This is a genomic window from Salinicoccus sesuvii, from assembly GCF_042648145.1.
In the GTDB taxonomy this organism is placed as follows: domain Bacteria; phylum Bacillota; class Bacilli; order Staphylococcales; family Salinicoccaceae; genus Salinicoccus; species Salinicoccus sesuvii.
In genome coordinates, this window is record NZ_JBHRWV010000001.1 from 311,265 (window position 1) to 333,157 (window position 21,893).

The following is a 21,893-nucleotide window of genomic DNA, read 5'->3' on the forward strand; positions in this document are numbered from 1 at the left end:
GGATCATGTAGCGGTTGGTGATTGGCCTATTTGGACGTCTGTCTTCTCGGGAAACCAATCAGTATCGCGATGATTCCACAGATGAGCAGTGTGACGGGATAGATAGAGTAAGGAATGATAGCCACAGGTGATATGGCAGCGAGACCGGCTGCAGCAAGCATCTGGCCACCATAGGGAATAAGACCTTGGAAAGCGGCGGCGAATATATCAAGCAAGCTCGCGGATTTCCTACGATCGACACCGTATTCATCGGCGATGTCTTTCGCTAGCGGTCCGGTAATGATGATGGATATCGTATTGTTGGCTGTACTCAAATCTGTTGCACTGACGAGTGCGGCGATACCAAACTCGGCACCTTTCTTGGAACGAATTCTACTCGTAATGAAATGCAGCAAGTAATCGATGCCACCGTAGTGTTCTATCAACGCAATCAATCCACCAATCAGTACTGCGATGATGGCGATATTCTGCATATTACCGATGCCTTCGCCAGCAGCTGCGACGAGAGAAGTGAAAGTATACGATCCATCAAACAGGCCGATGAGCCCGGCGAAAACGGTGCCTCCAATCAGAACAATGAGAACGTTGACACCCATCAATGCGATGGCCAAAACAGCAAGGTAGGGCAGTACTTTGATGAGATTGAATTCTAGGTCAGTTGGCGGTGTAGTAGATTGCCCTGAAGTAATGAACCACAGAATGACAATCGTCACAAGCGCACCTGGCAAAACAATGAAGAAGTTCGTTTTAAACTTGTCGACCATTCTGACTTCTTGAGATTGTGTGGAGACGATGGTGGTATCTGAGATGACTGACAAGTTGTCACCAAACATCGCACCGCCGATGACCGTCGCGATGGCCAATGCGAGCGGCAATTCGGTTTGCTCGGCTATACCAATGGCGATGGGCACCAAAGCGACGACTGTCCCTGTGGACGTTCCCATGGATATGGATATAAAGCAGCAGATGATGAACAATCCGACGAGTAGCAGGTTGCTCGGCAACAGTGACAAACCAAGGTTGACAGTCGATTCGACCGCTCCCATATTCTCAGCGACTTGTGAGAATGCTCCGGCGAGCAAGAAGATGAGCACCATCAGCATAATATTCTCGCGTCCTGCGCCTTTAGTGAGTATGGAAATTTTTTCGTTCAAGCGCTCTTTCGGTTTCAGCACCATCGCGACGATGATGGAGATGAAGAGTGCCACAGTGATCGGCATGGCACTGAAGTCTTGAGCGGCGATACCGGTCCCAATAAATAGGGCAACGAAGACGAGTAGGGGGAATAGAGCAAGTGCACTGCCCCGATTGATGTTTTTCATGAGTTATGCCTCCAACGAATGTATCCAGAGAAATAAAAAAGCCCACTTCATAAAGAAGAGGGCAGCAATCCATCTCTTCTTATCTTTCAAGCACTAGGCTTCTGGAATTGGCACGGGGCTCATAGAGCTGCTGCCGAGGCTTCGAAGGGCCAGTCCCTCCACCTCTCTGGATAAGAATCATTCAATTTAAATTTAAAACAAACTTTACCGCCTTTATGCGCTTATGTCAATGAGAAATAAAGAGCCTTCATAATATTAAAATTGTGTAATTATTCAATCTTTTAAAACATGCAATCTTCCTATATAATTGAAAAGCAAAATAGAACGATGGAAGGGAGCATTATCATGGAATATGCACCACAGCTGAATCTGGGTCCAAGCGACGCTCATAAGCATGTCGAAGTATTTTTAAACACAGCATGCCCATACTGTGTCAATTTCTTTCTGGCAGCCCATGAAACACTTATGCCGCGAGTCGAAGCGGGGGACATCAGATACACCATCAAACACTACGATAAGCCTAAAGTCAGACTGCTTCATGGCACAATCGCAAATCTCTATATCGACTACAACCAGCCGGAACAGGCATATATGCTTCTGCATACCCTTTTCAAAACGCAACAAGAATGGCGTACATTGAGTAGCAGTGAAATTGAAAAGATGATGGAGCAGGAGTACGGGTGCAGTGAGCAGCGCAGCACAATGAACCTGAGTTTGGACATCACAAAGGAAGCATTGGAGCGTTCTGTCACAGTGGTTCCCACCGTTTTCATCAACGGTGAAAAGTTCAGCTTTGAGAGCCAGGCTCCAGTTCACGATATCGCAGAAGCGTTGGATAAAGCAATTGACTGAAATTCAATTCATTTACATACGGAGTACATATTTCTAGCATCTTCGGGTAAATTCCTATAAGAATCTACCGTTCTACCGGTACATACAGAAGAAACCTACAGAGGAGATGTTGGATGATGGCTACAGCGATTGAAATGATAGAAAAATTCCAGCAGACTTTTGCGACCCAGTACGGGTTGACGTTCTTCCTCACTGATGGCAGGGGAGAAATTGTTACCTCTATCGAAGGGGACAACAGTCTGTGCCGAGCGATGCTGGATCGAGAAGAACTTTTAATAGAGATTTCAAATATATTAAAGAACGATGAAAGAATAAATAGACCACTCATCTGTGAGGTGGGTTCGGGTATACACATCATGGTATCCCCTGTTGCTGAAGGAGACGGCGTCCAGTACTATCTGTGGGCAGGGGTGCTTGTGGAAGCGGGCATGGAGCATCAGTGTCAGCCGGAGGAAAGCGATACGGTGCCTGTTCTGCATGAGGCAGATCGCGAGGAGTGGCTTGATCTTGTCGATAGGATGGCGGAGCTGGCTTCGCTTTGCCTGCGCCATGAAGTGGAGGATCCTCTATCCGGTTTCTGTATAGAGAGATTCAGAAAATACATACACGAAAATAAAGATGCCAGTGTAGAAATGTTTTCTCAGATGACTGGGAAAGATGGAGAAATTGACTTTATGGGAATTGCTGAGCAGACTGCTGAGGATACCTATACAGTATCGAAAGTAATCGGCGAAGGCGCAGAAGTGCTTAAGGACCAGTGCTTTCTAATTGGTGAAGGGTTTCTTGGCAGGGCGGCATTGATGGAGGAGCGCTCCTATTGGGAGGACATCGGTGAAGACAGACGTGCAAGGTTCTTTTCTTCAATGGAAAGACCGCCCCAATTCCTGTTCATAGATGTAGTGAAGATGGGTGACGGGTCTGTATCTGTCATATTTGGAGGCAGTTTGACGAAAAAGAAAGCCAGTCACGCTACTAAAATCCTCATGCAGATGGTTGCGACTCTTGTCGAATCGAGCCTACTCGTTGAGGGGTTGCGTCAGGAAAATAAACAGCAGCTTTCTCGTCTGACCTCACTTGTAGAACTGAGTAGCCTGATGGCCTCGACGCCGGATTCAAGAAGAATGGTGCTCATTCTTCTTGATATCAGCATCAATCTTGTAGAAGGACCATTTTCACTCGTTCTGATCAAGGATGAGAAAGATGGTAAAGGAAGGCTTTTCACTCGCGGCAACTATGTTGGAGATGTCGATGCATATGTCGGATCCATCATGGAACGGACGGACCGGCTCTCGCGTATGTCTGAAAGCAGGAATGAGCCTCACATAGAAGTACTGCCCAGCGGTGAAAGAGTGATAGAATGCCCGCTGTTATACGGGATCGAGCTGATGGGAATCCTTTCAGTCGGCATCAGTAACGTAAGGGAAGCCGAACTCAGGGAACACATCGCCTTTTTACAGACACTCTCGATCATCGGTGGTGTCTCCTTGCAGCTTGCCGGACACAAGGAGGCTTCGATAGTCGAGGAGAAGACTGAGGCCCTGCATCTGGCGGTTGCGGAATTGGATCAGAATTCGTACGACAAATCCAAAGAGGCAGCAGAATTGGCAGCAATTATTACGACCCGACTTGAAGTCCCTCAAAACACTGCGCGTTCCATTGTTTGGGCCTGCCAGCTATCTTACTATTCCCATGCGTTTATCAGCAGAATGTTTCCTGAGCAGGATATTGCTGGAATAATGGAAGCTGGAAACCTGTGTGCCAAAAGAGAATCTCTCGGCAAAGAACATCAACATGGTGTTGCAGGCTATATATATGCGCTTTGTACCGCAGATAGCACTGATAATATGGAGCATCTGGAATGTGTAGATGAACAGGTACTCCAGGTGTTCCTATCACTGACCCGAAGCGTTTATGTCAGTGAGATTACCTTCGACATACCAAAGAAGAATAAGGTAGATGAGGGAGTGGCGATTGCGGACGTCGTCAGTGGACTCGATCATCTGTCGCCAAGAGAGCAGGAAGTATTGACCCTTCTATCAAAAGGCAAGAATAACCAAGAGATTGCCGAGACACTCTATATCAGTACGCACACGGTAAAGAACCATGTGACTAAGATCTTCCATAAGCTAGACGTGTCAGATAGAGTAAGTGCTATTTCAAAAGTTTATAGTCAACTCCATAAATAGTACCGGAAAGGGTATAGGAAGATGCGGCTAATTTCAGCCGATTATCATTCCCTATGCTACTGTCGGTATACCGTAAATGGGAATGAAAGCGGATTTATTTATTTTACCGGCCGCGCTATGATGGAAAGGTAGTAGAAGTTGCTAGCGTCAAAAAAGATGGCAGCCGACTGGATTTTTAAGGTGGATTGCCGAAGTAAGGTAAGGAGAGGAAGGAATGAGTAATAGGACTTGCCTGCCGTTGCAGATGGAATGCATCATCCTGTTTCAATCCGACCCGCAATCGTCCCATTCGTTGGAAGAGCTCTCAAATAGACTGGATAGGACAGTCGAAGATCTTCGGATCGTTACGGAACTTCTAATGAAGCAAGGCATCATCGAACAGGTTCAGTTATCAGGAGAAAAAAGATACAGATACCACGAACCTGAAACCGCTTCGGGATTTGAAATGCGTCCATAATGGAATATGTTTGTGGGACTGATGGAGAATGGGGAATCATTCTCCATTTTTTTGTGGGCACTAGGAGCAGGGTAGGATGCCGTTCCCAATCATATAAGAACAGCGTCCCATTAAAGCGTTTTTCAACACAATGGGAGTCGTGGGGGATGGCTCGAAATGATTTCCGAGTGCATAATTCATGGTGTAATCACACAGCAAATCCAAAGTTCACAGGGAGGAACCACTCGATTGAAACTGATCAATATGACAACGGATAAAGTACTGGTCCAAGATCTCAGACAAGCCCATAGCTTCTGGTCAAGATTCAAAGGACTCATGTTCCAGCGCTCGATGCCGAGTGACAGTGCTTTGCACATATATCCGTGCCGGTCGATTCACACATTCTTCATGAATTTCGACATCGATGTCATTTACCTCAATGAAGAAAATAAAGTGGTCGGTATTGAGACGAATCTGGTTCCGGGGAAAATTGGATGGAGATACAAAGAAGCCCGTTCAGTCGTAGAGTTACCGTCAGGCAAAATCTACGACATTTCCACAGGTGATACTCTGGCATTTGTTGAATGACCCCTTGCACTATAACTTAGCGCCAACTACTACATAAATGGAGGTAAATACACATGATGGAATTTTTTAAAGGTTTGGTAATGGAAGAAGAAGGACAGGGCATGACGGAATATGGTCTGATTCTGGGATTGCTCGTTGCTGCGGTAGTTATTGCTTTCGGTCTGCTGACAGATCAATTCGACGGTATTATGACTAGCCTTGGCAATGCGATTTCAAGCGCTGTTGGCGGAAGTACAGAGTAAAAAGCTGAACGTATTTAGTTATAATAATTATAGTTTTGATTGATACACCCACAGACCCATTCTCAAAGTTTGGGTCTTTTTTATATAAATAGTAGTGAAAGGAGAAGGTTGATGCTAACCAATGTTATTTTACTAATCATACTTCTTGTCTGTACAATAACGGATATCCGCAAACGAAAAATCTACAACAAGGTAGTCTTTCCATCACTTGCTGTAGCATTTGCTGTCGGTATCATCTCCGATGGATTGAGTGGTTTTGGTGCCTCTACGGTTGGCTTTCTCGTTGGTTTTTTGTTGTTACTTATTCCGTATATCTTTGGCGGAATGGGGGCAGGGGACGTGAAGCTCATGGCTTTGATTGGCGCATTGAAAGGCTATGAATTTGTGATTGAATCCTTTATATATACAGCCTTGATTGGAGGTCTGTTGGCAGTGGGGGTCATTATTGTGCGTGGTGGCTTCAAAAGATCTCTTGGTGTCGGTATGCCCTATGGTGTGGCGATCGCCGGTGGTGCTGTTATGGCATTAGTGATGGATGTGACATTCCTATGATTAGAAGGGAAGATGGACAGTCACTTGTGGAATTCGCGATACTTGTGCCTCTGATTTTCGCTCTGATGATCGGGATAGTAGACTTCGGGCGTGTCATTCACTCCCAACTCCAACTTGAGCTTGTAACACAGGATGCTGCACGTATGGCGGGTCTAGGAGAATCTGATGAGATGGTGAAGTCCTATGCCATCGATAATTTCGTCACTGGTGATGCTTCACAGCTTAGTGTCAATGTTTCCCCAAGTGGTGAAAAGAATTCCGGCACATACGTTACGGTGGAAATGACCTACCCGGAAAGTATATTCAATATGTTTGGTAACTATTCAATTCCGTTTACAGTGAAGACGAGCTCGACAACGAGGGTGGAGTGATCCGATGCGCAAATTATTACATAACGAGTCGGGCAACATGTACCTGCTTATGGCTGTGGCCATGTTTTTGGCAATCGGCATTCTTGGATTGGTCATTGATGGCGGACAGCTCTATATGACTAAAAGTCATCTTCAGAAAACAGCAAATGCAGCAGCGCTATCAGGAGCGCAGGAATTACCGAACTCCAAGGAGAAGGTGGATGAAGTGGTTGGGCAGATCCTTAATCATCATAATGAATCGAGCAGCTTACTTTTCTCTAATGCAGAATCTGACAAGCTCCTCCATGTCGGTGTTGGCAGAGAAGTGCCTTTGTTCTTTTCCTCATTATTCGGCATAGAGAGTGTCATGCTCAGTGCCGATGCGAAAGTTTCGTTGTTTTCCATGACTTCAGGAATAGGTACTGTTCCTCTGGGGATGGATGAATCGATGGATCTTGTATATGGTCAAACGTACACATTGAAAGTGGATGCTGGCGATTCAGAAAATGGAAACTTTGGCATCTTGGCCTTAGATGGTCCAGGGGCGAGATCTTACAGAGAATCTTTAAAATATGGATTTGATGAAGAGTTGAAAGTTGGCGACATCGTTAATACCCAGACGGGGAATATTGCAGGTGCAACTCGCGAAGGAATCAACTACAGGATTTCTGCTTGTCCCGAGGGGAATGCTCAGGCGAGAGACTGTGCAAGAATAATGCTGATTCCCGTCTATAAGCCGCATAACGTCGGCAGTAAACTAGAAAGCGTAGAGATCACTGGATTTGCATACTTCTATTTGGCTGATCCGATGAGTAGCAAGGATGATTCAATTAAAGGTATTTTCATCAAAAGAGCTGGTTCTGGAGAATCCGATGGAGATGCTCCGCTTGATCGCGGTGCGTATACGATTAAACTGACACGGTAGGTGGAATAGATGAGACCGAAAAAGATACTGTTGCTGGCGATTTTATCAGGTCTGCTGACAACAGGTGTATTCTATGTATTCATGCAGCAAAATACTGCAGCGGAAGTGGAGCAGCCGGTGATGGTGCAAGTTGTGTCTGCAGCGGTGGACATTGGAGAAAATGTGCAGCTCACTGAGGAGAATCTACAAATGATCGAGATGCGCGAGTCTGAAGTACATCCGGCAGCATTAAAGGATAAAGATGATGTGATCGGAGAGTATACTTCAACTGAGCTTGTTACAGGGGAAGTGTTGCTCGGTCACCATATCGAGCAGAGTGAAAAAGCGGATATCATTTCTAAGAAAGTGTCGGACGGCAAGAGGGCGGTATCAATCAGCGTAGATTACGTCAAATCCGTCTCCAACATGGTTGAACCAGAAGACAAGGTCGACATTATACTAATGCCGGTTTCTGAAGGAGAAGAAGCAGAACCCACTGAAGTATTGTTTGAAGACATTAAAGTGCTGGCAGTCGGTCAACGTATGGAGGAAAAGGTAGAGGGAGAAGCGGCAAGCGAGTATGTGGCTGTGACGCTTGAAATGGATCAGGAGTCGGCAGTAGAAGTAATAGACGCGAGTAACCGTGGTAGTCTGCAGTTGATTGTAACAAGTCGGTTGAAAACAGACGGTGCAGGAAACAAGACGGTTTCCGAAAATGCAGCCGAAGATTCTGAGCAATCAAGAGAAGAAACCGGTGAAGAATCAGAAGATAGCACATCCTCGGATATCATTGTTTTACCTGAACGTGCGCTTGTCAGAAATGGTCCCTCTCTTGAAGCACATGTTCTGACGGTCGCTGAAGTCGGGGATAAGCTGGTCGCGAAGAATGAAGAACGGGCGGATGAAGATGGTCGAATTTGGATGCATGTTGAAATGAAATCCGGTCAACAGGGTTGGATCAGCAGCCGAATCATTAAACTGGATAACGAATGATGGAAGAAAGGTGTGGTGGCAATGGCCGCTGAAATCATACTGGTAACAAGCGCCGTAGGTGGTGCCGGTAAAACAGTCGTAGCAACAAACTTGGGTATGGCATTTCAGACAGAGGGGAGGCGTACCATACTGGTCGATGGTGATTTGCAGTTTGGAGATATGGCCCTTGCTCTCGATCTGACACCTGGTCTCAGCATCAAGGAAGTGGTTGAACGCAATGATTTTGCGAACATCCACGCATTCTGTACGAGGCATTCCTCCGGCCTCCGCCTGCTCCCTGCGCCAACGCGTCCTGAGTTTGCAGATCTGGTCGACGCGGAAGATCTGGCTTCTGCCGTCACTAACCTGAAGGCGCAGGCTGAGGTCATCATTGTCGAAACGCATCATGGTCTGACCGAACAGAATATGGTTCTGATGGATCTGGCAGATCAAATTATCGTTGTTACGACACCGGGCATGGCTGCGCTGAAAAATACGCGACTCATGATAGAGACGCTCGCAGCGCTTGGACATGAAAATAAGACGAAGTTGATTGTCAACAAGCATTCAGTCCCTACGCTGATGGAAACAAAAAAAGTGCATGATCTTCTGAATATCGCTCAGGAGAACCTCTATCTGTTGCCATATGCATTGAAGGACATTTCCTATTCACTCGACCGCGGTATACCTGTAGTCACCGGTAGCCCGAAACACAAGTTTTCAAAGAAATTGAAGAAAATGGCGCAGCAAATTCTGAACCAGAGCAATAGGCAGGTGATCGAAGCATGAGTCTTTTGGCAAGGTTGCAGACGAAAGGTGAAAAAGCAGATGCTGTCATAGTACCTGAAGTAGCGTCTATAGTGGATAAGATTGGAACGCCCTTAAAGCAAGGTACACCGGAAAAATCACCCCCAAAACCCATCGAAGCACCGGATAGTGAATACATTGAACTGAAGAATCTGACGCTTAAACATATCCTTAAGGAACGTAAAAATGAGGACATCGAAAATATTGTCGTTGATATGGACGATATCATCCAGGATATTCTTCAGGAAAATGATCACATCCAGGATATCGGCAATATAGAGAAGTTGAAAGTGGAATTGAAGAATGATTTGACAGGCTATGGGCCGATCAATCCATTGCTCCTCGATGATGAGGTGTCCGAGGTGATGGTCAATGGTCCGAAAATGGTCTATGCAGAGCGTAATGGGAAACTCTCTTTGACAAATGTTACTTTCAGAGATGATGACCACGTCATGGCTGTACTCGAAAAAATTCTGTCACCACTTGGCAGAAGGGTGGATGAAAGCAGTCCGATGGTGGATGCACGTCTCAAGGATGGCTCCCGTGTCAACGCCATCATTCCACCACTTGCGCTTGCGGGTCCAACAATCACAATCCGTAAGTTCTCAAAAGATCCGTTCACGATACACGACCTGATACGATTTGGGACATTGACCGAAGAGATGGCTGCATTCATCAAGGCATGCGTTGAGGCGAAACTGAACATTTTCGTCAGTGGTGGCACAGGCTCAGGGAAGACCACGACATTGAACGTGCTGTCTTCGTTCATTTCAAACAAGGATCGGATTGTCACCATTGAAGACGCAGCGGAACTGCAACTCGGCCAGGAGCATGTCGTGTCCTTGGAAACGCGACCAGCAAACATCGAAGGTAAAGGTGCTGTAACCATCAGGGATCTTGTAAAGAACTCACTGCGCATGCGTCCTGACCGCATTGTTATCGGTGAGGTGCGCAGCGGCGAAGCCCTGGATATGCTTCAGGCGATGAACACCGGTCACGACGGTTCGCTTGCTACCGGCCACTCGAACAGCCCGCGTGACATGGTATCCCGTCTTGAAACCATGGTACTGATGGCAGGGATGGATCTGCCCATCAAAGCGATCCGTGAGCAAGTTGCTGGTGCACTACATCTTATCATCCAACAGACAAGACTCAGTGATGGAACACGGAGAATCACCAATATTACGGAAGTCCAGGGTATGGAAGGCGATATTATCGTCCTTCAGGACATTTTCGTGTTCAAACAGAACGGCGTGGATGAAAATGGCAAAATCATTGGCAAGTTGGTACCGACAGGCATCCGTCCGCAATTCTACGAAATCATGGAGCGGGAAGGCATCGATCTGCCAGCCTCTCTGTTTGTAGAAAAGGAGTGATCAGATGAAGGTTCTTGTGATTACCGGTAGTTTTATTACGATTTTCCTGCTGCTCCTATTCATTTCGTCTGCACGAAGTACTCAAACCGAGCATCCAAAAGCATCTTTTTCCATAAAAGGAAGTCTGAAGAACACCAACGCTGCCCTTAAGCATCTGCTTGTCAGGAGGAGCAAGAAGAGCAGGAAACGTGAGATGCTCGAGAGCGAACTGGCAGCTGCAGGTCTCATGATGAAAGCGGAGGAGTTCGTCGCTTTTCGTTTGATGGCATTTATTATCGCCGGGGGGATAGTACATATTTTGATCAACAACTTTGTTCTTTCGCTCCTCAGCGCCATTTTTGGCTATATCCTACCTTCCATTCTAGTAAAACGTAAGAAAAGTAGGCGTATAAAAGCATTTAACGAGGCACTGCCGGGAATGATCACCTCCATCAGTGGATCGCTCCGTGCGGGCTTCAGTCTACTCCAATCGCTTCAGATGGTAGAGGAGGAATCCTATTCCCCTATGAAAGAGGAAGTACAGGATGTGCTGAAGGCGCTGCAGTATGGTACACGCCTTGAGGATGCGTTGATCGATTGGAAAAAACGTATGCCGAGCCCCGAGCTCGATATGCTTGTAGAATCCATACTGATCCAACGGGAAGTCGGGGGCAATCTGGTATATCTTCTGGATAAGATCCTTGAAACAATACGGGAGCGGACACGGCTGAAAAACCAGATCCGTACACTGACTGCCCAAGGCAAGCTCTCCGGTTTGATTATCGGACTCCTGCCCATCGGTGTAGGAACATTGATCTACGTCATCAATCCTGAGTACATGGGTTTGCTGTTTACAGAATCAATAGGGCGCATGCTTTTGATTGGAGCAGCAGTCTCCCAAGTCATCGGCTTTATATTTATCCGTAAAATGACAATAATTGAGGTGTAGCTATGCTGTTTCTTACATTCAGCTTTTTTTTATCCATGACGCTTTTCATCTATGCTACGCTTGCTATTCCTGCTTATAGGAACCGGTCAATACCGGCGCGGATTGGACTCTATTTCCCAAACGGCCAACAGACGATCGAGATAGAGACGGATGAAGCAGGGTCTTTTAAGGAGCGTATGATTAAGCCGTTTTGGAAGCGGCTAAAAAAGAAATCCCAGCGTCGACTGGATAAAGAGAAGGTCGACAAGATTGAGAACCGCCTCCTGCAGGCAGGCATGTCGCTTAGCCCCATCGAATTCAAAATGATCCAGTGGATGTTAGCGGGGTTTCTGATGGTAATCGCCACCCTATCGCTGTATTTCATGCATCTTTCCGTTCTGCACGGCCTTCTGCTTTTCATAACTGCTCTTGGGACGGGCATCACTCTGCCTCGACTGTACATGAATATGAAGGTGAAAAAGCGCCAGGCGCAAGCACTGAAGGAGATGCCAGATTTCCTTGATCTATTGACTATTAGCCTTGAGGCAGGGCTTGGATTCGATGCCGCTCTCAGCAAGGTGATTTCAAAGAAGCCAGGTGAACTCTCGGACGAATTCAAGTCGGTGGTCGAAGAGGTGCGTCTCGGTAGAACACGAAAAGAGGCGCTGACCGCAATGGTCGAGCGCCTGCCTATCGAGGAACTTAAGAGCCTGGTATTCAGTATCATACAGGCTGAGAAGCTCGGCATTGGTATGGTGACGGTGCTCCGTGTACAGACAGGGGAGATCCGTGAACTGAGAAAGCAACGTGCTGAGGAGAAGGCGATGAAGGCACCGATCAAAATACTGTTTCCGATGGTATTCTTCATTTTTCCGACACTCTTCATCATCCTTCTGAGTCCCGCCATCATGCAGTTCATGGCAACCATGAAGGAGATGTAGTCCCTAATGCATCTCCTTCATGAGTGCTTTGTTCTTCTCCTTAAAGACATCATTGTGTGAAGAAACCATTCCTTCTGCGGGTGCATCGGATTGCAGGTGAGTTTTAACATGGTTCGCAGCCTGGGCAGCTTCTGGGAAACATCCCGCAATCAGATGAATTTTTCCTTCGTGGGTCGTCTGATCGCCACAGGCGAAAATGCCTGGAACCGGCGTCTTCGCTGTCTCAGTCGTTTCGATCATATAGTATTCGTTGTAATTGAAATTGCCTTCCAGTGTATCAAGGAACTTGCAGTTGGATTCATAGCCGTGGCTAATCAGGACATCATCGACTTTGATCCGGCGACCATCACTCAAGTTGACAGATGCGATTTCGTCACCATCTTCGTTCGGCAACAGTGCATCAATCTCGCACTGGCCACACATGTATATGTTCTCTTTTCTATGAAGGGCTGCGATCATTGCTTCGTGGCCCTTCATTTCTTCGCTTCGATAGACCATTGTGACGGATGCGGCAATATCACTGAGTGCATCTGCCCAGTCGATGGCTGTGTTGCCAGCGCCTGAAATGAGGACATGCTGATCTTTGAAACGGCTGATGCGCTTGACTGTGTAGTGGAGATTTGTCATTTCGAACGCATCCGCACCTTCTATCTTCAAACGGTTGGGCGTGAAGATGCCACGGCCGGACGCGATGATGATCGTCCGACTGTGGAATGAGCCTCTGTCCGTGACAGTTTCGAAATGGTCGTCATGCTGGATGATTGATTCGCATGTCGTCGATAAGTGAACATCAGGATTAAACGTCTGTGCCTGTTGGATCATCTGCTGTTTGATGTCTTCTGCCGGCGCCGGTGCGATGCCGCCGATATCCCAGACAATCTTTTCAGGGTATATATTCAGTTTTCCACCAAGTTCCGAGTGATGATCGATCAGCTGGACGCTCAATCCACGTAGGCCAGCATAAAAACTCGCATAGAGTCCGGCAGGTCCGCCACCGATGATGAGGGTATCTGAAATATTCATAATCATTCCTCTTTTCTGTTGAAATCTCTTTCATTGTACTATATTATATAGTCAATGAGAATGATTATCAATATCTGAGTATTCAAAACTATAAATGGTAAGAGGGTAGGTTGAGGAAATGAGAAGGTTGTTTGGTATATTTGCTTTTGTAATGGTATTGCTACTTGCTGCGTGCGGTAACTCCGAGGAGGCAGAAGAATCTGTCGAAGGATCAGATGATACCGCTGAAACTTCCGAAGAATCATCGGAGGCGTCAGATGGCATGGTGATGTATACGACGGACGATGGTGAGGAGATAGAGATTCCCGAAGATCCACAGCGTATCGTTATTTTGGGAATGAGCTATTTTGGGAATTTGATGCAACTCGATGCCAATGTTGTCGGTGTCCATGCAAGAGTAACAGAGAGTGATGTTCTAAGGCCTTATACAGAAGATCTCGAACTGGTAGAAGACGGAAACATTGAACAAGTTATGAATCTTGATCCAGATTTGATTATCACCTTTAATTCTGACGAGAATTTAGATAAACTGAAGGCAGTCGCACCAACAGTGCCTATAGACTACGTCAAGTGGAACTATTTGGATATCCATAGGGAACTTGGCAAGATTACAGGCAATGAAGAGGCAGCTGAAGAATGGATTGCTGGTTGGGAATCTGAACTTGAGACAGACAGAGAAGCGGTACAGGACGCCATCGGTGAAGATGCTACGGCAACCGTCCTTGAAGAGTTCTCCAAGGATATCTACGTATACGGAACAAACTGGGGACGCGGTACGGAAATCATCTACCAAGGTCTCGGAGTGGAAGTACCAGAAGCTGTCCAAGATGAAGTCGTGGAAACAGGCTGGAAGAAGATTTCAGCTGAAGAAATAGAGAAGTATACGGGTGACTATATGTTTGTCGGCAGTGGCAACTCAGGGGCTGACAATGCATACAAGGACACTGAAGTCTGGAACAATCTTGAACCAGTCAAAAACGGTCGGGTCACCGAATTCGATTCTGAAACTTTCTACTACAACGATCCATATTCACTGGAGCACCAAAAAGGAATCATTGTAGAAGCGTTGACGAAATAATATTGGGCAGGTGTCATGCATGACGAGTGTAATGTTGAAAGATGTCAAAGTGGAACTGAACGAACGTACCATATTGAAACACACGAACATGGAGCTGATGGAAGGGAAAGTAACAACAATCATCGGTCCCAATGGCTGTGGCAAGTCGACTATGCTGAAGACAATCTCAAGAATCATCTCCGCGAAGGAGGGGGGTGTCTATATCAATGATATGGACATCCGACAGATGAAATCTAAAGACGTAGCCAAGAAAATCAGTATACTTTCCCAAAAGAACCGTCTGCAGTACGATGTGAAAGTACGCGACCTGGTCGGTTTCAGCCGTTATCCACATTTGAAACGTTTCCAGAGTCTGAAGCCGGACGACTATAAAATCATCGACTGGGCGCTCAAGGAAACGGGCGCTGACGAATTCAGCGAACGGATGATGAGTGAGCTTTCGGGGGGGCAAGCCCAGCGTGTATGGATTAGCCTGCTACTGGCACAAGGTGCAGATGTACTGCTGCTTGACGAACCGACGACGTATCTCGATATCCACCACCAGCTTGAGACATTGAACATTGTCAGACGACTGAATGAGCAGACCAAACAGACGGTCGTTATGGTTTTGCATGACATCAACCATGCCATTAAATATTCCGATCACCTTGTCATCATGAATAAGGGCGAGATCATTGAAAGTGGACATCCAACGGACGTACTGACCAATGATATCCTGAACAACGTGTTCAACATAAATGGCAAGATTACGATTGATCCGATTACCGGAAAACCGATCCTTGCAGATTACGACTTGTTCTGCCAAACAGTCAAAGAGGTCCAGTATGGATCGTAAATGGTATTTTCTGCCCATCTTTGTGATGGGCATTCTTTTGTCTTTTGTGCTAGCAATGATGTACGGAACTAATACATACTCGGTGAGAGAAGTATTCGACGTGATCTTCAATCTGGATATGACGAGCCAGAGCCATCAGATTCTGCGTGAAATAAGGCTGCCGCGTGTGCTCACTGCGCTCCTTGCTGGTTTTATGATCAGTATTTCTGGGCTTGTGCTTCAATCGGTTACTCATAATGACTTGAGTGAACCAAGTATTCTCGGCATCAACGCAGGTGCCAATCTGGCTATCATCCTGGCAGCACTTCTTGTACCAACGCTGCCATTTATCGGTGTCGTAGGGAGCGGGTTCATCGGCGGGATGCTGATTGGACTTGTGATCCTTTCGATGACCCGCTACCGTTCACCGATGCATCTGATTTTGGCCGGGGCTGGGATTAGTCTGCTGCTCTATGCTGTAACAGACTTCCTGGTTATTACATTTAACCTCGGGCAATACATCGCGTTCTTCACAGCAGGTGGCGCCGCTGGACAGTCCATATCGAATATCACAATTGTCTTTCCGATGGCTGTCGTCCTCGTCATCGTTCTGCTTTTTCTCTCAAAAGAACTCGACGTACTCCTATTTGGCGACGAGATGGCAGTCTCGCTCGGCCAAAACCAGACCGTTTATCGCAGAGTGACACTGACAGTTGCCATCATGCTTGCGAGCATGGCAGTGGCCATGGTAGGAAATGTTGTCTTTCTCGGTCTGCTTGTGCCGCACACAGTCAAAATGCTGTTTGGCAACATGCACCGATTTACCATCATCTATACAGGCTTTACAGGCGCAATGATCTTTGTCCTCTCTGATATGTTCGCAAGAGTATTCAATGAAACACCAGTGAACGCCATCATTGCAGTAATTGGACTGCCTTTCTTCATCTACATCATTAAGAAGAGGGGGGACAAATATGCGTAATTCCATCAAATTTATCATCATTTCGGTGCTACTGATGGCGGTTGTGCTCATTCATCTGTTCACCGGTACGTTCAGTCTGACTTTCACCGATCTTATGGATGTCGTAACCAATCAGGCAAGTGACAATGTCAGACTGGTCCTATTTGAGTTCAGAATGCCAAGAATCATTGTCGTCATGGTATGCGGTGCAGCACTCGCACTCAGCGGCTTGATTCTGCAGGTCATTTCTAAGAATCCACTTGCGGATCCCGGTATTATCGGTGTCAATGCAGGTAGTGGGTTCGGTGTAGTCCTTTTCATTACTTTCATCAGCGGATCGATGAGCCAGCATCTCTACGCTTTACCATTGATGAGCTTTATAGGCGGGCTGCTGACAGTCCTCATCATCTTCTTCCTGTCTTTCATGGGCGGGACTTTCAAGAGTAACATCTTCATTCTGATCGGGATTGCGACTGCGATGGGGGTTACAGGCTTTGTCTATGTATTTACATCCATGTTCGACGAGTCCCAGATGGAAACGCTCAATCGCTACTTTGCGGGCAACATCTGGGGAGACACATGGCCGTTTGTCTACATCTCGGTGCCTTATATTCTGCTGGTATCGCTCTTAGTGTTTTTTAGAATCAGAGAAATGGGGATGCTGAACCTCGATGACGAGATGCTCACGGGTCTTGGAATGAACGTGAACAAAGAGAAGATCATTTTGATTATCCTTTCAGCGATGCTATCAAGCCTTGCGGTAAGCGTATGCGGTGCCATCAGTTTCATCGGTTTGATTGCGCCGCACATTTCAAGAATGCTTTTCGGTCAAAATATGAAGGTGCTTTTTATTTCTTCACTACTGATTGGCAGTGTCCTACTGACATCAGCCGACCTCCTGGGCAAGCTGGTACTCGCACCAGTCATTGTACCGACAGGTATCGTTGTTGCCCTGATTGGTGGGCCGTACTTCCTTTGGCTATTGATGAAAGCCAAACAGATATAATCGAATCATTGGAACGATGCAAAATATCCAGTTTCCTTTATAATGGGAACTGGATATTTATTTTTTTAATAATGAAAGCGGGGCTATCATGGTGTCTAGAATATTCATTATCGAAGACGATCTGGCACTTTACGAAGAATTGAAAGCGCGGCTCGAGGAATGGGACCATACGGTTTCTGGTGTATCGGACTTTTCGAATGTTTTGAACGATTTCATCGGTTTTGAACCTGAGCTTGTCCTAATCGACATCACTCTGCCGAAGTACGATGGTTTCTACTGGTGTAGAAGGATACGGGACGTCTCGAGCCTGCCGATCATCTTTTTATCCTCACGTGACCATCCATCTGATATGGTGATGAGCATGCAGATGGGCAGTGACGACTACATCCAGAAACCTTTCAACTTCGATGTCTTGGTGGCTAAAATCGATGCACTACTGAGGCGGACCTACCAGTATCAGAATCAGGCCCTTGATGTCGTCCATTTCAGAGATGCTGTTTTTGATTTCAAACGGTTGACTGGAGCGCGATCCGGTCAAGTGATAGAGTTGACCAAAAATGAATCTTTCATCCTGTCCGTATTGGCTGCAAACAAGGATCAGGTCGTCTCAAGGGATGATCTGATCGCACAGTTATGGGACGATGCAAAATTCATCAGTGATAATACATTGACCGTCAACGTTAACCGTATACGCAAAAAATTGGAAGAGATGGGGCTTCATGAAGCCATTGTCACTAAAACGGGGCTTGGCTATATGCTGAAGGAGTGAACATCATGTACTTTACGAATCATCTGCGCTGGTGGCTCTTATTCATCCTGATTAATTGTGTCACACTTGGAATCGGTCTGTTGGATATCGCAGTTAACAACTTGTCGATTGTCTATATTGTCATTATCAATACGGTGATTTTCCTTCTGTTTGCTATCTATCATTACTTCAAAGACAGAAACTATGTTAAAGAGTTGATGAAGATGGAAGATGTTGAAGACATCGAAGGTTTGCCTGTCCCACGACTCGTTTTCAACCGTGCCCTTCATGAGCGCCTGATGGAAGTGAAAAAGTCCCATAACACCCGCATGGATGCCGAATCAGTCAAGACGAAAGAAAATATAGATGAAACGACCCGTTGGATCCACGATATGAAAATGCCGATGACGATGCTGAAGCTACTACTCGATGATACGCAGGGAACTGAACGAGTGAAATTGTTGAATGAATGGCAACGCTTGGACGGGATGTTAAACGAGATGCTCTATATGAAGCGGTTGCCGAACATCCAGAACGACCTCTACTTCGAGACAGTCGAGCTCGGTCCCATTATAAGTCGCAGCATCAATAAGCTTAGGCCCCTCTGCATGGAAAAAGACATCGGGTTTGACGTGGAGATAACGGAAGCGACAGTCGAAACAGATGTAAAATGGCTTGCATTCATCATCGATCAAATCATCAGCAATAGCGTAAAATATACTGTCAATGATGAAATAAGGGTAGAAAGTCGTATAGCAGATGATGCGATGCTTCTAACAGTAAAAGATCACGGTAGGGGCATCCGTCCTGAGGACCTGCCGCGAATATTCGAAGCGGGTTTTACCTCCACCAGCAATCATGATGATATCCAATCGACAGGTATGGGTCTATACTTGGCACACCAAGCTGCTGAAGCGATGAACATTACAATCAATGCAACATCGGAGTACGGCAAAGGGACAGAGATGGCGCTGACATTCGCAAAACAGAATAGATATCATAAATTGAAGGCCATGTGACAATAATGTCACATGGCTTTTCACTTCTGTCACCTAAATCAAACGACCGATGGCTCAGATACATATAGAATATAAGTATATTAAAACAGGGGAGGCGTCATTATGATGCTTGAAACGAAAGAAATCAAAAAGTCCTATGGCAACCGGCTCAATCGCACTGAGGTGTTGAAAGGTATTGATTTGGACATCGAGAAGGGTGAGTTTGTATCAATCATGGGTGCGTCGGGCTCAGGTAAAACAACACTCCTTAATGTACTCAGTTCAATCGACCGGGTGAGTAGCGGTCATATTTTCATTGAAGGGGAAGATATCACTACAATGAAGGATAAGAGGCTGGCGGATTTCAGGAAAAACGATCTCGGGTTTATCTTCCAACAGTACAATCTGCTTGATACATTGACAGTGAAAGAGAATATTTTACTTCCATTATCTATTAGAGATATGAAGAAGAGTGAAGTAGAGAGGCAGTTTGAAATCGTCGCCACGGAACTCGGTATCTTCGACTTGAGTGATAAGTATCCGAACGAAATTTCAGGGGGCCAGCAGCAGCGAACAAGTGCGGCCCGTGCATTCATCCATCAGCCAAAGATAATTTTTGCAGATGAGCCGACTGGGGCACTCGACTCAAAATCTGCAAGTAGCCTTTTGATGAAATTAAAGCAGATCAATACAAATAGTCATTCCACAATCATGATGGTGACACATGATGCTACTGCTGCAAGCTATTCCAGTCGCGTCGTATTTCTCAAAGACGGCATTGTCTATTCCACACTTAGAAAAGGGGAACGTTCCCAAGAAGATTTCTTTAAAGAAATTATGAACACACAAAGTGTACTGGGGGGTGTCAGCGTTGAGTCTTAATCGACTAATCTTTAAAAATTTCTTTAGAAACTTAAAGAATTACGGATTATATGTATTTGCCCTTGTATTTAGTGTGTCGCTTTACTTTTCTTTTGTACTCATGTCTAAAGATGATAGCGCAGCCGACGAATTGGCTTCCGGAACAATGATGTCCACTGGCTTTCTAGTGGGTTCCGTATTGCTTATCATCATCATCGTCACCTTTGTCATGTTTGCGAATTCGATATTTTTAAAACGCAGGAATACAGAACTTGCCCTTTTCCAACTCATTGGATTAAATATCAGCAAAGTCTTTAGAATACTGCTGCTCGAAAATGCCATCATCTACTTCGGTAGCTTAATTATGGGCATCCTTTTTGGCTTCCTACTATCGAGAGTATTACTGATGGTTTTGCTTAGCATCATGCAGATTGAGTTGTCCATCGGGCTAAATTTTTCAATGGAAGCAGTTATACAAACGGCTGTACTGTTCATTGCCATTTTCATTTTACTGCTCGCCCAAAACTTCCTCTTTTTGAAACGGACAAAACTGATCGATATGATTACACTTGATAGGACCAATGAATCTGATAATAGACGCCTCGGTACTGGTACCTTAATCATGGGTGTGTTAGGTATCGGAATGATTGCACTTGGTTACTATCTCTCGACTGAACTGGTCGACTCTATAGCTATCATCATTCCGCTCACATTCGCAGTCTTGGGTTTAACAATCGTCGGCACGTACATTACATTCAAGTTTTCCGTGTCATTTCTACTGAATATCATCAGAAAGTCAAAGCGAGGACATGTCAACGTAACAGACGTCTTGTCTCTGACACGTATTATGTTCAATATAAAATCCAATGCATTTCTTTTGACGATAATCAGTATCATCAGTGCACTCAGCATCGGTTTGATGTCACTTGCCTATATCACCTATTACTCCGTCGAGCAGACGGTAGAAAATACAATGCCACGCGATTACACGTTCTACGACGAGGAGGGGCTCGACTACTACGCAACACTGCTCAATGAAGCAGGTGTTGATCACCAGTTCTTTACAGTTAAAACGACGGATGCAGTTGTTAAGGAAGAGGGGGCAATACAAGGAGATCTCGAAAGTCTGGGGTTCGATGAACCGGAGTTAAACATGGCGGTAGTAAGTGATGCGGATTTTGATGGGATATCACTGCAACCGAACCAAACAGTCATCACCGGTACCTCCACACTCGTCGGTTCGTTTATCGACTACACCGTCAATGAAGGTGTCACATTTGTTGGGGACGACTACGAGCGTACTCTAGAACTGATAGATGTGGAAGATCAGTCTGTCTTATCCAATATGGTTTCATACGGCAGTCCCGTTGCGATTGTTGACGGGACAGTGTATAAGGAATTGATGGAAAACCGCCCACAGGAAATTCAAGGCGACCTAGAAAGAACAATGTACGCCATCGATATTACTGAAGGAGACAGCATGGAAATATTCAACCTGATGGACAGAGAAGATCGTCCGGCATTTGCGTCTAAAATTCAGCAATATACGACGCAGATGCAAGCGAATGGACTAGCGATGTTCATCATTGCCTTCGTTGGATTTTCTTTCCTTTTGACTTCGGGATGTATTCTCTACTTCAAACAAGTTGGTGAGAGTGAAGATGAAAAAGGGAGTTATACTGTCCTTAGAAAACTCGGGTTTTCCGAACGCGAAATCATCAAAGGTCTTTCAACTCGGATGGTTATCACTTTTGGTATTCCACTGTTGATTGGTCTCTTGCACGCATATTTTGCAGTCAATGCCGGGTGGTTCTTGTTTGGAACAGAAATGTGGACACCGATGTTGATCGTAATGGGTGTCTACACGGTACTCTACTCTATATTTGCAGTTCTATCGCTACTCTATTATAAGCGTGTCGTTAGAGAGAGTCTGAATTAATTTGAATCAAATCTAATAGAGAAAACCAGG

At 45.8% G+C, this 21,893-nt stretch carries 23 protein-coding genes and 1 riboswitch; of the genes, 21 read left to right on the forward strand and 2 right to left on the reverse strand.

Annotation, left to right across the window (positions count from 1 at the left end; genetic code table 11):
• Positions 1–26: 26 nt before the first annotated feature.
• Entirely contained in the window at positions 27–1,322 is a 1,296-nt protein-coding gene (locus ACFOJ8_RS01555) for a Na+/H+ antiporter NhaC family protein (RefSeq protein WP_380651727.1), read from the reverse strand.
• Positions 1,323–1,398: 76 nt separating this feature from the next.
• Positions 1,399–1,499: riboswitch (SAM riboswitch) on the reverse strand.
• Between the two features lie 168 nt (positions 1,500–1,667).
• Between ACFOJ8_RS01555 and ACFOJ8_RS01560 the strand changes: the two genes are divergently transcribed.
• The 13 genes from ACFOJ8_RS01560 (at position 1,668) to ACFOJ8_RS01620 (ending at position 12,435) form a co-directional block, all read left to right on the forward strand.
• Positions 1,668–2,174, forward strand: coding sequence for a thioredoxin domain-containing protein (locus ACFOJ8_RS01560; RefSeq protein WP_380651730.1), 507 nt, complete (start codon positions 1,668–1,670; stop codon positions 2,172–2,174).
• 116 nt (positions 2,175–2,290) lie between these two features.
• Positions 2,291–4,360: a response regulator transcription factor gene (locus ACFOJ8_RS01565; RefSeq protein ID WP_380651733.1), complete on the forward strand. Its 2,070-nt coding sequence runs from the start codon at positions 2,291–2,293 to the stop codon at positions 4,358–4,360.
• A 214-nt stretch (positions 4,361–4,574) separates the two neighbouring features.
• On the forward strand, positions 4,575–4,817 hold the full coding sequence (locus ACFOJ8_RS01570) for a hypothetical protein (RefSeq protein WP_380651736.1): 243 nt from the start codon (positions 4,575–4,577) through the stop codon (positions 4,815–4,817).
• 228 nt (positions 4,818–5,045) lie between these two features.
• Positions 5,046–5,384: a DUF192 domain-containing protein gene (locus ACFOJ8_RS01575; protein WP_380651738.1), complete on the forward strand. Its 339-nt coding sequence runs from the start codon at positions 5,046–5,048 to the stop codon at positions 5,382–5,384.
• Positions 5,385–5,437: 53 nt separating this feature from the next.
• Positions 5,438–5,626 carry a Flp family type IVb pilin gene (locus ACFOJ8_RS01580; protein ID WP_380651741.1) on the forward strand — a complete coding sequence of 63 codons (189 nt, stop codon included), beginning with the start codon at positions 5,438–5,440 and terminating at the stop codon, positions 5,624–5,626.
• Between the two features lie 111 nt (positions 5,627–5,737).
• Positions 5,738–6,178 (forward strand): A24 family peptidase, encoded by a 441-nt coding sequence (locus ACFOJ8_RS01585; protein WP_380651744.1) that lies wholly within the window; start codon positions 5,738–5,740, stop codon positions 6,176–6,178.
• Positions 6,175–6,549 (forward strand): TadE/TadG family type IV pilus assembly protein, encoded by a 375-nt coding sequence (locus ACFOJ8_RS01590; RefSeq protein ID WP_380651747.1) that lies wholly within the window; start codon positions 6,175–6,177, stop codon positions 6,547–6,549. The genes ACFOJ8_RS01585 and ACFOJ8_RS01590 overlap by 4 nt, the downstream gene beginning before the upstream one ends.
• Positions 6,550–6,553: 4 nt before the next feature.
• Positions 6,554–7,453 (forward strand): pilus assembly protein TadG-related protein, encoded by a 900-nt coding sequence (locus ACFOJ8_RS01595; RefSeq protein WP_380651750.1) that lies wholly within the window; start codon positions 6,554–6,556, stop codon positions 7,451–7,453.
• 9 nt (positions 7,454–7,462) lie between these two features.
• Positions 7,463–8,425, forward strand: a complete 963-nt coding sequence (gene cpaB, locus ACFOJ8_RS01600) for a Flp pilus assembly protein CpaB (RefSeq protein WP_380651753.1) — start codon at positions 7,463–7,465, stop codon at positions 8,423–8,425.
• Between the two features lie 21 nt (positions 8,426–8,446).
• Positions 8,447–9,193 carry an AAA family ATPase gene (locus tag ACFOJ8_RS01605; protein WP_380651755.1) on the forward strand — a complete coding sequence of 249 codons (747 nt, stop codon included), beginning with the start codon at positions 8,447–8,449 and terminating at the stop codon, positions 9,191–9,193.
• The gene (locus ACFOJ8_RS01610) at positions 9,190–10,587 is read left to right on the forward strand and encodes a CpaF family protein (RefSeq protein WP_380651757.1); all 1,398 of its coding nucleotides are present in this window, start codon (positions 9,190–9,192) and stop codon (positions 10,585–10,587) included. The genes ACFOJ8_RS01605 and ACFOJ8_RS01610 overlap by 4 nt, the downstream gene beginning before the upstream one ends.
• A gap of 4 nt (positions 10,588–10,591) precedes the next feature.
• Positions 10,592–11,515 carry a type II secretion system F family protein gene (locus ACFOJ8_RS01615; protein ID WP_380651760.1) on the forward strand — a complete coding sequence of 308 codons (924 nt, stop codon included), beginning with the start codon at positions 10,592–10,594 and terminating at the stop codon, positions 11,513–11,515.
• Positions 11,516–11,517: 2 nt separating this feature from the next.
• Positions 11,518–12,435 (forward strand): type II secretion system F family protein, encoded by a 918-nt coding sequence (locus ACFOJ8_RS01620; protein ID WP_380651762.1) that lies wholly within the window; start codon positions 11,518–11,520, stop codon positions 12,433–12,435.
• Positions 12,436–12,438: 3 nt separating this feature from the next.
• Here ACFOJ8_RS01620 and ACFOJ8_RS01625 read toward each other — a convergent pair whose 3' ends face one another.
• Entirely contained in the window at positions 12,439–13,458 is a 1,020-nt protein-coding gene (locus ACFOJ8_RS01625) for an NAD(P)/FAD-dependent oxidoreductase (protein WP_380651765.1), read from the reverse strand.
• 118 nt (positions 13,459–13,576) lie between these two features.
• On the opposite strand from ACFOJ8_RS01625, the gene ACFOJ8_RS01630 reads away from it, so the two are divergent.
• The 8 genes from ACFOJ8_RS01630 (at position 13,577) to ACFOJ8_RS01665 (ending at position 21,863) form a co-directional block, all read left to right on the forward strand.
• Positions 13,577–14,536, forward strand: a complete 960-nt coding sequence (locus ACFOJ8_RS01630) for an ABC transporter substrate-binding protein (protein WP_380651768.1) — start codon at positions 13,577–13,579, stop codon at positions 14,534–14,536.
• A gap of 19 nt (positions 14,537–14,555) precedes the next feature.
• Positions 14,556–15,371, forward strand: coding sequence for an ABC transporter ATP-binding protein (locus tag ACFOJ8_RS01635; protein ID WP_380651770.1), 816 nt, complete (start codon positions 14,556–14,558; stop codon positions 15,369–15,371).
• Positions 15,361–16,332, forward strand: a complete 972-nt coding sequence (locus ACFOJ8_RS01640; protein WP_380651772.1) for a FecCD family ABC transporter permease — start codon at positions 15,361–15,363, stop codon at positions 16,330–16,332. Before ACFOJ8_RS01635 ends, ACFOJ8_RS01640 begins: the two co-directional genes overlap by 11 nt.
• The gene (locus ACFOJ8_RS01645; protein ID WP_380651775.1) at positions 16,325–17,317 is read left to right on the forward strand and encodes a FecCD family ABC transporter permease; all 993 of its coding nucleotides are present in this window, start codon (positions 16,325–16,327) and stop codon (positions 17,315–17,317) included. The genes ACFOJ8_RS01640 and ACFOJ8_RS01645 overlap by 8 nt, the downstream gene beginning before the upstream one ends.
• Positions 17,318–17,408: 91 nt before the next feature.
• A complete protein-coding gene (locus ACFOJ8_RS01650) occupies positions 17,409–18,086 on the forward strand; it encodes a response regulator transcription factor (protein ID WP_380651778.1) in 678 nt (225 codons plus the stop codon).
• A 5-nt stretch (positions 18,087–18,091) separates the two neighbouring features.
• The gene (locus tag ACFOJ8_RS01655) at positions 18,092–19,084 is read left to right on the forward strand and encodes a sensor histidine kinase (protein WP_380651780.1); all 993 of its coding nucleotides are present in this window, start codon (positions 18,092–18,094) and stop codon (positions 19,082–19,084) included.
• A 99-nt stretch (positions 19,085–19,183) separates the two neighbouring features.
• Complete coding sequence (locus ACFOJ8_RS01660; RefSeq protein WP_380656974.1) at positions 19,184–19,945, forward strand: ABC transporter ATP-binding protein; 762 nt, start codon at positions 19,184–19,186, stop codon at positions 19,943–19,945.
• Positions 19,935–21,863 (forward strand): FtsX-like permease family protein, encoded by a 1,929-nt coding sequence (locus ACFOJ8_RS01665; RefSeq protein ID WP_380659873.1) that lies wholly within the window; start codon positions 19,935–19,937, stop codon positions 21,861–21,863. The genes ACFOJ8_RS01660 and ACFOJ8_RS01665 overlap by 11 nt, the downstream gene beginning before the upstream one ends.
• Positions 21,864–21,893: the final 30 nt, after the last annotated feature.